The following is an 11,196-nucleotide window of genomic DNA, read 5'->3' on the forward strand; positions in this document are numbered from 1 at the left end:
CGACAGCGGCGGGTCAGCCAGCATCGACGTCGGCTGACAGACCGCTGTCGCGAGCAGGTCCACTCCTACAGGGAATGTTGTAAGCCGGAGGGCCATTAGGGGGCTGGCAGCCATTTCGTATGCAACTAACTGTCAATTAGCTGAACCAGTTCTAACTTCAATATCAAGTTTCGATGTTTTCCCCATTCATCTTGGTATTTGGCGGGTATTGGCGGTTGACTTCACCCACCTCCCTGAGTAAATTGCCCGGGCCTTCGACGAAGGCCTTTTTTCAACTCACAAAAGAATCCAATGGACACAGTATCTAGTCGCTGTCGGGTCACTGCGAATTCGCGGAGCCTGGCACATAACCCAGTAAATGACGGGACTCGATTTTTCGGTCGGGTGAGCTGCGCTAGAGCTTGATGCTCCACCGTAACTTGCCTCACCGGCGTCCGTCCGGTCCAGAGGCATGTTATGAACTTCAAAACCACCGTAATGCCGGGCGTGCGCGCCTTTGCATCGACCATGCGGGTCAAGCTGTGCCGTGAGCGCCTGTTGACGACGCGGATCAGCGCCCCGTTTTCCACCCCTTCTGCCCCTGCCAAGGCACACCCTCGTGCCAACTGGCGCGTCTGCCCGATGACGGGTCGGCTTCAGCAACGCTGGAGCTTCGACGACAGCCAGGAACCACCGAGTCGGCGCATCGCGCGGATGCTCGGCCTTACCCTCGAGCCCCGCGCATTCAGTTGACCTGAAGACACTTTAAAGTTCTTCCCCCAGCGTTTTCCTTGATAGGGAATTCGGCAACTTCTTATTGCCTGTTAAAACACAACGTTATCGGAGTTAGTTATGGACGAAGCCAGTAGACGGTTCGCTGCGCATCAACTTTCCATTGATACGCAGCGAACGTTAAAACACAAGAAAACAACACTTTCGAAATTGATCGCCTGTTTGCGACTCGACATACACTCGCTCGCCTATGAATAGTTGAGCGAGCCGTGTGTCGTGCCGCAAGACGGCGGCAGGAGCACACACAATGACGACTGTAAAAACGCCGAATACTCGCGCCAAAGGCGCCAGCAGCGATAACGCCAAACTGTCGATGCGCGCCGCCCGGGAAGCGCAAAACGGCCTGGCCGTGACCCTCGCCAATCTCAACGCCACCCCTGACGGTTTGACTGAACTCGAGGCCGAAGGCCGGCTGGCCCGCGCAGGCTATAACGAGGTCGCCCACGACAAGCCGCCTCACGCCATCGTCCAACTGCTCAAGGCCCTTAACAATCCCTTCATCTATGTCCTGCTGACCCTGGCAGGCATCAGTTTCTTCACCGATTACTGGCTGCCGATCAGCCACGGCGAAGGCGACGAAGCGGACCTGACCAAAGTCATCATTATCATGACCATGGTTGCCCTGAGCAGCCTGCTGCGGTTCTGGCAGGAATACCGCTCGGCCAAATCCGCCGAAGCCCTCAAAGCCATGGTGCGCACCACCGCAACCGTGCTGCGACGCGGACAAAACGGCAACACCCCGGTGCTGCGCGAAGTGCCGATGCGCGAACTGGTGGCCGGCGACATCGTTCAGCTCAGCGCCGGGGACATGATCCCGGCGGACATCCGCCTGATCGAATCCCGCGACCTGTTCATCAGCCAGGCGGTGCTGACCGGTGAAGCCTTGCCTGTCGAGAAGTACGACACCCTGGGCGACGTCGCACAGAAGTCGGCGACCCGCAGCGCTGCCGATCAATCCAACCTGCTGGACCTACCGAACATTTGCTTCATGGGCACCAACGTGGTCAGCGGCACGGCCAAAGCGGTGGTGGTCGCAACCGGCCCGCGTACCTACTTCGGCTCGCTGGCCAAAGCGATTGTCGGTTCGCGGGTGCAAACGGCCTTCGACCGCGGGGTGAACAGCGTCAGTTGGTTGTTGATCCGCTTCATGCTGGTCATGGTGCCGATCGTGTTCCTGCTCAACGGCTTCTCCAAGGGCGACTGGAGTGACGCGTTCCTGTTTGCGCTGGCAGTCGCGGTCGGCCTGACCCCGGAAATGCTGCCGATGATTGTCAGCGCCAACCTGGCCAAAGGCGCGATGGCCATGGCCAAGCGCAAAGTGGTGGTCAAGCGCCTCAATGCGATCCAGAACTTCGGTTCGATGGACGTGCTGTGCACCGACAAGACCGGCACCCTGACCCAGGACAAGATCATCCTTGAGCACCACGTCGACAGCAACGGCCGGCGCGACGACACGCTCCTCGAACTGGCGTGGCTCAACAGCCATCACCAGAGCGGTCTGAAAAACCTGATGGACCAGGCGGTGGTGCAGTTCGCCAATGCCAATCCAAAATTCAGGGTGCCGTTTGCCTACAGCAAGGTCGATGAGTTGCCGTTCGACTTCGTCCGTCGGCGCCTGTCGATCATCGTCAAGGACAGCCGCGACGATCACCTGATGGTGTGCAAAGGCGCGGTCGAGGAAATGCTGAGCATCGCCAGCCACATTCACGAAAACGGCACGGTCGTGGCACTCGATGCACAGCGCCGCAAAGACCTGCTGGCGCTGGCCAACGAGTACAACGAGGACGGTTTCCGGGTGCTGCTGGTCGCCACCCGCGAGATCCCGAAAGCGCAGAGCAAAAACCAGTACAACACCGCGGATGAGCGCGAGCTGGTGATTCGCGGCTTCCTGACCTTTCTCGATCCACCGAAGGAAACCGCGGGCCCGGCGATTGCCGCGCTGCGCGACATGGGCGTGACCGTCAAGGTGCTGACCGGCGACAACGCCGTGGTGACTTGCAAGATCTGCCGCGAAGTCGGGCTGGAACCCGGTACGCCGCTGCTCGGGCCAGACATCGAGAACATGGACGACACCACCCTCAAGCTGCGGGTCGAAGAACGCACGGTATTCGCCAAGCTGACGCCGCTGCAAAAGTCCCGGGTGCTCAAGGCGTTGCAGGCCAATGGTCACACCGTGGGCTTCCTCGGCGACGGCATCAACGACGCCCCTGCCCTGCGCGATGCAGATGTCGGCATTTCGGTCGACAGCGGCACCGACATCGCCAAGGAATCGGCCGACATCATTCTGCTGGAGAAGAGCCTGATGGTGCTGGAGGAAGGCGTGCTCAAGGGCCGCGAGACCTTCGGCAATATCATGAAGTACCTGAACATGACCGCCAGCTCCAACTTCGGCAACGTGTTCTCGGTGCTGGTGGCCAGTGCGTTCATTCCGTTCCTGCCGATGCTGTCGATCCATCTGCTGCTGCAAAACCTCATGTACGACATCTCTCAGTTGTCGCTGCCGTGGGACAAGATGGACAAGGAGTTCCTGCGCAAACCACGCAAGTGGGACGCGAAAAACATTGGCCGTTTCATGCTGTGGATCGGGCCGACCTCATCGGTCTTCGACATCACCACTTTCGCCCTGATGTGGTACGTGTTCGCCGCCAACAGCGTGGAAATGCAGGGCCTGTTCCAGTCCGGCTGGTTCATCGAGGGGCTGCTGTCGCAGACGCTGGTGGTGCATATGTTGCGCACGCAGAAGATTCCGTTCTTCCAGAGCACGGCGGCGTTGCCGGTGATCCTGATGACCGGGCTGGTGATGGCGCTGGGTATCTACATTCCGTTCTCGCCACTGGGTACTTTGGTCGGCCTGCAACCGCTGCCGTGGGCGTACTTCCCTTGGCTGGTGGGCACCCTGCTCAGCTACTGCGTGTTCGCGCAGATCATGAAGACGATCTACATCCGCCGCTTCAAGCAGTGGTTCTGATGGCCTGAGCCCCCGGAGTACGGGGGCAAACCCAAATCACCTGAACACCACACTCCCCTGTAGGAGCGAGCCTGCTTGCGAGGCGGTGGATCACTCAACATTGATGTTGGCTGACAGTCCGCTATCGCGAGCAGGCTCACTCCTACAGGGGAATGCGCTTAACCCTATCGAAAAGGGAGAGTCCTGATGTCGGGAACGACTCTACTGATCAACCTCGCAGGCTCCATCGCACTCTTGCTGTGGGGCACTCACATGATTTCTTCGGCGTTGTTGCGCGGCTTCGGCACGCCGCTGCGCCAGTGGCTGGGCCACAACTTGAACAACCGCTGGATGGCGCTGCTGTCGGGTATCGGCATCACCGGCATCCTGCAAAGCAGCACCGCCGTCAGCCTGATGGCGACGTCGTTCACAGCCGCCGGGACCCTGGGCCTGGCGCCGGCGCTGGCGGTAATGCTCGGCGCCAATATCGGTTCGACCCTGGTGGTGCAACTGCTCAGCGTCGACGTTTCAATCCTCACCCCCATCGTGTTGCTCGCGGGTTTGATGGTGTTCCGGCTGCGCGATGATTCACGCTACGAAAGCGTCGGCTGTGCGCTGATCGGCCTGGGGCTGATGTTCTTGGCCCTGCGCATGCTCGGCTCAACCCTGGCGGACGTCGAAGGCACGCCGGTCTTCCAGCTGATCATGCAGAGCCTGGACGGCGATCTGCTGATTGCGTTGCTGGTGGCGCTGATCCTCACCTGGCTGTGCCATTCCAGCGTGGCGGTGGTGTTGCTGATCGTCTCGCTGGCCGCCACCGGCTTGCTGTCGGGAACCACCCTCGTCGCGCTGGTGCTCGGGGTGAACATTGGCGGTGCGCTGCCTTCGGTGATCAATGCCGGTTCGAGCGTCGGCCGGCGCTTGCCGCTGGGCAATCTGCTGGTGCGTGCGGTCGGTGCCTTGGTGGTGTTGCCGTTTGCCGGGCTGCTGGCCGAGCTGAAGCTGGAGCCGTCGGTGCTGGTGGTGTCGCTGCACAGCGGTTTCAATCTGCTGCTGGCGCTGGTGTTCATCGGCCTGACCGATGTGCTCGCCAAAGGGCTGACCCATCTGCTGCCGGCCCCCGAGAGGGATGTCGACCCGGGCATGCCGCACTACCTCGACGAAGCGGGTCTGGAAGTGGCCAACATCGGCCTGTCCAACGCCGCCCGGGAAGCGTTGCGCATGGCCGACATGCTCTCGGCAATGCTCGGCCGCCTGGTGCAGCTGTTCCACACCTCGGCGCCCGCCTGTGCCGATGAAGTGCGACGCGTCGATCAGTCTCTGGACCTGCTGGGCGCGGCCATTCGGGCTTACCTGGCGGACATCGGCAAGGAAGGCATCAGTGACAGCGATGCCGATCGTTCCCAGGAAATCCTGCTGTTCGTGATCAACCTCGAACATGCCGCAGACATTCTTTCCAGCAGCCTGACGCAGTTGGCCATGCGTCGCTTGCGCCGTGGCGAACAGTTCTCGGCGTTCGAGCTGGGCAACATTGCGCCGCTGCACGACGCACTGCTGGAAAGCCTGAGCCTGGCGATCACCGTGTTTCTGCGTGAAGACATTCCCACCGCGCACCACTTGATCCATCGCAAGGAGACGGTCAGAAGGCTCGAAGCGCACGCCAGCCGCGAGCACTTTCGCAAGTTGCAGGAAGACAAGAACACCTGGGCGGAGTCCGGCGACATCTTCCAGCGGGTCCTGCGCGATTACCGCCGCGTGCATCACCACATCGCCGCTCTGGGCTATCCGCTGCTGGAGCGTGCCGGCGAGCAACCGGTCGAGAGCACCGACCTGACCAGGGAGAATTCCTCATGCGCCTCTTGATCTGCGCGGGCCGCTATTACGCCGACAGCCGTCTGTGCCGACGGGTCCTCGACGCCTTCCAGCGCCTGCACCCCGTGCGTGTGCTGATCCATGGTGGCAATCAATACCTGGGCGGTGACATCGAAGAGTGGGCCCGGGAACACGGCGCCGACATCGTGCGCTACCCGCCCAACTGGCAGCGCCACGGCAAGTTGGCTGAACGCCTGCGCAACCACTTCATGTTGCTCGACAGCCGACCTGACGTGGTGATCGCCCTGCCCGGCGGCGAAGACACCGAAGAGTTGGTCGCCCGGGCCCGGACGGCCGGCTTGCAAACCCTATCGGTAGAGGATCGGGGGCTGACCGCCGCCGCCATCAAATAACGTCGAGATAAACTTCATGCAAAACCCCACTCGTCTATTCGCGTCCTTCGTACGCAGCCTGCCAGCCGCTCAAGGCCGGCGCCTGCGCCGCAATCTGTTGTTCGTCAGCCTCACTCTGAGCCTGATTGCGGTGCTCAGCATCATCTCCAAAGCCAACGCTGCCGGCGGTGCATATACGGTGGATGACGCCGGAATCAATGCGCCCGGCGAATGCAACATCGACGCCTGGTATCAAAACGGTCGGCACGGCTCATCCAGCAGCGTGGTGTCACAGGACTGCACGCTCAAAGGCCTGCCCAACGTGCAACTCGGTGCCGCCGTGCAGCACGACCGCGACGACGGGAACTCGGAAACCCGGTTGAGCCCGCAATTCAAGGCGCAAATTTTCTCCCGGGAAGACCTTGGCCTTGAGTTGGCGCTGGCGGGGTCGACTCACTTTGCCTTCAATCGGGCCCACGCCTTCGATGGCGTCGACCTGAACCTGCCCCTCACCTACCAACCTTTCGAAACCCTGCGCCTGAACTTCAATGCCGGCTGGACCCATGCCTATGACGATGGCGAGCAAAACCATCGCTGGACCTGGGGCACCGGCGTCGAATACGACCTGGCCCGTTCCCTGACGCTGATTGCTGAACGCTACGGCCAGCAAGGCGGCGAACAGGCATGGCAGGCCGGGCCAAGGTTGCATGTCGGTGAGCGCATCGACGTCGATCTGGTGGTGGGCCGCAACCTGACGGGGGAACGGGATCAGTGGATGACCACCGGGGCAACGCTGCGGTTTTGAACGATTAGGTGCGGATAACGCATCCACAGGGAACTCCTGACGTTCGCCAGGCATCCTAAATGATGAAGTACTCCTTTTTTTGCTTCACGCTTCAGAGGACATTGCTATGCGCCGTCTGATTATCATCTCCTCATTCATGTTGTGTTTGCCCTTCGGTTCGGCCTTCGCCAAAGTGGACGCCGGCGATGTCGCCACCTCTGCGGGGGTTTCCGCATCACTGTACTCGACGTTCAAGGACCACAAACTGGCGATTCCCGCCCGTGATGACGCCTCCAGCTTCGTTGCCAGTGGCGGTACGATTCGCGGTGTGTACCTGGAGTCGGTGTTGAATCAGATTCGCCAGGAAAATCCCGGACTCAAAGCCAGCGACGAAGAGCTGGCCAGAGCCATCCTCATCCACGAAGGCGTTGCTGCTGGCCAATGAAGGTTGAAAAGGTAACGGTGGGGCTCGCGACAGCCGGATAGTCTCCAGCCCTGCCCCTTTGCTTCACCCCGCGGACAAGCGCGCCCACCCGGCCACCAGCTGCGCGCTGATGCTGACACCGCCACACACCACAATCACCACGTCATGGGCTTCGGCGATCGCCGGATGGTCCAGGTACGCCACTGCCAATGAAACGCCGCACGCCGGTTCGACCAACTGGCGCAGGTCGTTGGCGTAACGCACCACGCCCATGATTGCCTCGTCATCACTGAGCACCACGCATTCGTGAGGAAAGTCGAGGATGTGCTGCACCGGCCACGCGGCCACTTTCGCAGCGCCCAGCGATGTCGCGACGGTGTCGATACGCGGCAGCCTGACGGGATGTCCGGCCTCGACAGCGGCGGCAAAGGAGGCCGCGCCTTGGGTTTCGCAAGTGATGATCCGGCAGTCCATGCGATGGTGCCGGATCAAACCTGTCAGCAATCCCGCCAGTAATCCACCGCCCCCTACCGACGTCACCAGCGCATCGACTTGAGGGCAATCCTCGAGGACTTCATCAATCAGGGTGCTGTGCCCTTCCCACAGCACGGGATGATCGAAGGCGGGCACGTACTCGGTATCCGCATCCTGTGAAAGCGCTTTGGCCCGTTGGTTGGCCTCGTCCCAGACCTTGCCGTGAACGATGACCTCGGCGCCGGTTTTCCTGATCCTGGCACGGGTGGTTTCCGGGGTGGTGTGCGGCACAATAATGCAGGCTTTCAGCCCGAGGGCAGCGGCGGCCATGGCGGTGGCAAAACCGGCGTTGCCGCCGGAAGGACAGACGACTTTGCTTTTGCCTTGGTCCTTTGCCTGACTGCACAGAAGGCCCATGCCGCGTAATTTGAACGAGCCGCTGGGTTGCAGGTTTTCCAGCTTGAGCCAGATGCGCCGGGTCGGCGTTGACAAGCCAGGGTGCAGAATCAAAGGCGTTCTGATGTGAAGCATTGTGTGCTCCCTCGGCAGCACCGGCCTGTCGAGGTTTCGGCGAGCCGGTGATGAACGATCCTTCTCCAAGCTTAGTTCACCCTGCCCCAGGGCTATCGGTTTACCGGTAGCGCGGTGCCGCCGATGAGTGGCCGAACGAGCCTGACAGCACTTGGCGCCGGGCTTCGTAAGCGTCCCATTTATCAGCCTCGTGCAGGCCCGGGATGGTCACCACTTCACCCTTCGCCAGGCCGACCAGCGCCGCATCGACCATGTCCTCGGCGGACATCACGATCTCTTGTGGCAGGTTTTCCACCGGGTTGCCGGCCTCGCTCCAGAAATCCGTGGCAGTTGCGCCGGGCAACACCGCCTGAACGCGTATGCCTTTGTCGGCCAGTTCGTGGTGCATCGATTGGCTCAAGCCCAGCACGAAAGCCTTGGTCCCGCCGTAAACGCCGTTGAGGATTTCTGGAGCGATTGCGACGATGGAGGAAATGTTGATCACGGTGCCGGTGCCCCGTGCGACGAAGCCGGGCACCACGGCATAGGACAGACGCATCAGCGCGGTGACATTGAGGCTGATCATGGCGTCCATGTCGTCCACCGGGCTGCCGAGCAACGGCATCACGCCACCAACACCGGCATTGTTGACCAGCAAGGTAATGCTCGCGTCGTTGCGCAGAATGCTTTCAACCCGCAGCAGGCCGGCCTTGTCTTTGAGGTCGGCAGCAACCACTTCCACGGCGCGGCCGGTTTCGTTGCTCAGATGATTGGCCAAAGCGTTGAGTTTGCCCTGGCTGCGGGCGACCAGAATCAGGTCGTAACCCTGCCGGGCGAGACGGTCGGCGTAGACCGCGCCAATGCCCGAAGAAGCGCCAGTGATCAGTGCAGTGCCTTTGGATGAAAGAGCCATGTTCAATTTCCTTCACAGTGAGGCGATAAGGTCGCCGGGTGTGAACTGTTATAAATTGACTGACGCTCGTCTCAAATGACGTTTAAAGTACGTTTTTCGGACATTGGCTTTTGAGGGCACCATCATGACTTCCGTGGCGTTCGTGGTTTTCGAGGGGTTCCAGTCCATGGCGTTGGCGGCGATGCCGGTGTTCGAATACGCCAACTTCAGCGCTGGCGAAGCGCTTTACGAAGTCAGCGTGATCTCTGAGGAGGGTCGCTCCCTGCGGGCTTCCGGCGGCTTGAGTGTCGGCACCCAGGCGTTTGATGAGCGGGTGTTCGACACGGTCATCGTGGTCGGCGGCGATTCGATTCTCGAGCAGGCGCCCGAGGGTGTGTTGGCGTACCTGCGCGACAGCGTGAAAACCGCCCGGCGCACCGCGTCGATCTGCTCGGGGGCATTCGTGCTGGCCCAGGCCGGCCTGCTCGACGGACGGCGGGCCACCACGCATTGGGCCTATGCGCGGGACCTGCAAGCGCGGTTTCCCTCGATAAAAGTGGAAGATGATCGTATTTACGTGGTCGACGGTTCCATCTGGACCTCCGCCGGCATGACCGCGGGCATCGACCTGGCGCTGGCGATGGTTGAAAAGGATCATGGCGCCGACCTGGCCCGTTCGGTGGCGCAGAAACTGGTGATGTACCAGCGCCGCGCGGGTGGTCAGTCGCAGCATTCGGCCTTGCTGGAACTGGAGCCCAAATCCGACCGCATTCAGACCGTCCTCGGCTACGCCCGGGAACACCTGACATCGGCGTTATCGGTGGAGCAACTGGCGGAAGTGGCACGCCTCAGCCCACGACAATTCAGCCGCACCTTCCGCGCCGAGACCGGGCAGTCCCCGGCCAAGGCCATCGAAAATCTGCGCCTGGAGGCGGCGCGGCAAATGCTCGAGCGCGGACGGCTGACCCTCGACCAGATCGCCGCCGAGGCCGGCTTCACCGACCGCCGCCGCATGCGCGAAGCCTTCCTCCGGGCGTTCGGCCAACCGCCGCAGGTCATTCGGCGTAATGCCAGGTCGCAGATGACGGCGTAAGCGTCAGCGCGGGGGAAGCGCTGCTCGCAGGTCGACCGTTTTATACAGCGGCATTAATCACAGGGCCACGCCATCGGCCTGGACCAGCGGCATCAACCTTGGCATCGCCACCTCGAAGGGGTCCATCCACGCAGGCATCGGGGGCGACCCCTCGTCGAGCGGCTCGAAAAAATCATCCCAGTGAATCGGAATCACCAGCCCCTTCCAGGGTTTTCTCGCAGACCCGATTCAAACGGTCCATGCACCTCTGCTTTTGCCTGACCGAAACGTTTCCTGACGCCAGCCCAAACCGGCGAATCGGCATGAACATCTACACTGAAGACATCGGTGCAAAGCGGGAATGGGTGCCCATGAAAATCTCGGCCCGGCTGGCGTTTTTCGCCATCGTTTCCACCCTCGCCTACCTCGGTCTCGCGGTGTGGGGAATGGGCGGGTTTGCGGCGTTTTTTGCCCATGGCTCGCTGGTGGTCGTGGCCATTGCAACCTTGGCGATGGCGGTTGCCTCGTTGTTCACAGAGGTCAATCTGAGCTCCGGCGAACGTGAAGATCGGACCAATCGCTGGGTGTTGCCGGCGTTCGGCGTCATCGGATTACTGAGCGGATTTCTGCCGGCCTACACTGATCGGATCGACGTCTGGACCTTCGGTGGCGAGGATGTGCGCTGGTTGGGGGCATTGCTGTTCATCGTCGGCGGCACGCTGCGGATGTGGCCGGTGTTTGTCCTGGGCAAGCGTTTCAGCGGGTTAGTGGCGATTCAACCGGGGCACCGTCTGGTCACCGAAGGGATTTATCGCCGCTTGCGCAACCCCAGTTACCTGGGGATGCTGGTCATCGCCGTGGGCTGGGCCCTGGCGTTTCGCTCGGGGGTCGGGCTGTTGCTTGCGGCGCTGACGGTAATTCCGCTGATTGCGCGGATTCATTCGGAAGAGGCGTTATTGAAGGCGCAGTTCGGGAATGAATATGAGGCTTATTGCGCCCGGAGTTGGCGGTTGATCCCCGGGATTTATTGACCCTGCACAGTCCCAATGTGGGAGCGAGCCTGCTCGCGATAGCGTCGGCACATCCAGCCTCTGTTTGACTGAAAGACCGCTATCGCG

Annotated in this window: 11 protein-coding genes; 8 read left to right on the forward strand and 3 right to left on the reverse strand. The window is 61.3% G+C overall.

The genetic code is table 11. The features are described 5' to 3' along the window. Window positions 1-456 precede the first annotated feature (456 nt). The 6 genes from QMX98_RS26800 (at window position 457) to QMX98_RS26825 (ending at window position 7,151) form a co-directional block, all read left to right on the forward strand. Entirely contained in the window at window positions 457-732 is a 276-nt protein-coding gene (locus QMX98_RS26800) for a hypothetical protein (RefSeq protein ID WP_282411629.1), read from the forward strand. Window positions 733-1,018: 286 nt separating this feature from the next. Continuing rightward, complete coding sequence (mgtA, locus tag QMX98_RS26805) at window positions 1,019-3,739, forward strand: magnesium-translocating P-type ATPase (protein ID WP_282411630.1); 2,721 nt, start codon at window positions 1,019-1,021, stop codon at window positions 3,737-3,739. A gap of 186 nt (window positions 3,740-3,925) precedes the next feature. Next, window positions 3,926-5,581 (forward strand): Na/Pi cotransporter family protein, encoded by a 1,656-nt coding sequence (locus QMX98_RS26810; RefSeq protein WP_282411631.1) that lies wholly within the window; start codon window positions 3,926-3,928, stop codon window positions 5,579-5,581. Continuing rightward, entirely contained in the window at window positions 5,569-5,943 is a 375-nt protein-coding gene (locus QMX98_RS26815) for a DUF2493 domain-containing protein (RefSeq protein WP_010455279.1), read from the forward strand. Before QMX98_RS26810 ends, QMX98_RS26815 begins: the two co-directional genes overlap by 13 nt. Before the next feature lie 16 nt (window positions 5,944-5,959). Beyond that, window positions 5,960-6,727 (forward strand): hypothetical protein, encoded by a 768-nt coding sequence (locus tag QMX98_RS26820; protein ID WP_282411632.1) that lies wholly within the window; start codon window positions 5,960-5,962, stop codon window positions 6,725-6,727. Between the two features lie 106 nt (window positions 6,728-6,833). Then, on the forward strand, window positions 6,834-7,151 hold the full coding sequence (locus QMX98_RS26825; protein ID WP_010455283.1) for a DUF2388 domain-containing protein: 318 nt from the start codon (window positions 6,834-6,836) through the stop codon (window positions 7,149-7,151). Window positions 7,152-7,214: 63 nt separating this feature from the next. Here the strand turns inward: QMX98_RS26825 and QMX98_RS26830 are convergent, their stop codons facing one another. Further along, window positions 7,215-8,135 carry a pyridoxal-phosphate dependent enzyme gene (locus tag QMX98_RS26830; RefSeq protein WP_010455286.1) on the reverse strand — a complete coding sequence of 307 codons (921 nt, stop codon included), beginning with the start codon at window positions 8,133-8,135 and terminating at the stop codon, window positions 7,215-7,217. Window positions 8,136-8,235: 100 nt separating this feature from the next. Next, window positions 8,236-9,027: an SDR family oxidoreductase gene (locus tag QMX98_RS26835; protein ID WP_154913516.1), complete on the reverse strand. Its 792-nt coding sequence runs from the start codon at window positions 9,025-9,027 to the stop codon at window positions 8,236-8,238. Between the two features lie 124 nt (window positions 9,028-9,151). Between QMX98_RS26835 and QMX98_RS26840 the strand changes: the two genes are divergently transcribed. Continuing rightward, window positions 9,152-10,099 carry a GlxA family transcriptional regulator gene (locus tag QMX98_RS26840; RefSeq protein WP_077749447.1) on the forward strand — a complete coding sequence of 316 codons (948 nt, stop codon included), beginning with the start codon at window positions 9,152-9,154 and terminating at the stop codon, window positions 10,097-10,099. Between the two features lie 57 nt (window positions 10,100-10,156). Here QMX98_RS26840 and QMX98_RS26845 read toward each other — a convergent pair whose 3' ends face one another. Next, the gene (locus QMX98_RS26845; RefSeq protein ID WP_158080550.1) at window positions 10,157-10,294 is read right to left on the reverse strand and encodes a hypothetical protein; all 138 of its coding nucleotides are present in this window, start codon (window positions 10,292-10,294) and stop codon (window positions 10,157-10,159) included. A gap of 155 nt (window positions 10,295-10,449) precedes the next feature. On the opposite strand from QMX98_RS26845, the gene QMX98_RS26850 reads away from it, so the two are divergent. Next, on the forward strand, window positions 10,450-11,109 hold the full coding sequence (locus QMX98_RS26850; RefSeq protein ID WP_282411633.1) for an isoprenylcysteine carboxylmethyltransferase family protein: 660 nt from the start codon (window positions 10,450-10,452) through the stop codon (window positions 11,107-11,109). Window positions 11,110-11,196: the final 87 nt, after the last annotated feature.

Source organism: Pseudomonas sp. PS02303, assembly GCF_029959925.1.
In the GTDB taxonomy this organism is placed as follows: domain Bacteria; phylum Pseudomonadota; class Gammaproteobacteria; order Pseudomonadales; family Pseudomonadaceae; genus Aquipseudomonas; species Aquipseudomonas mandelii.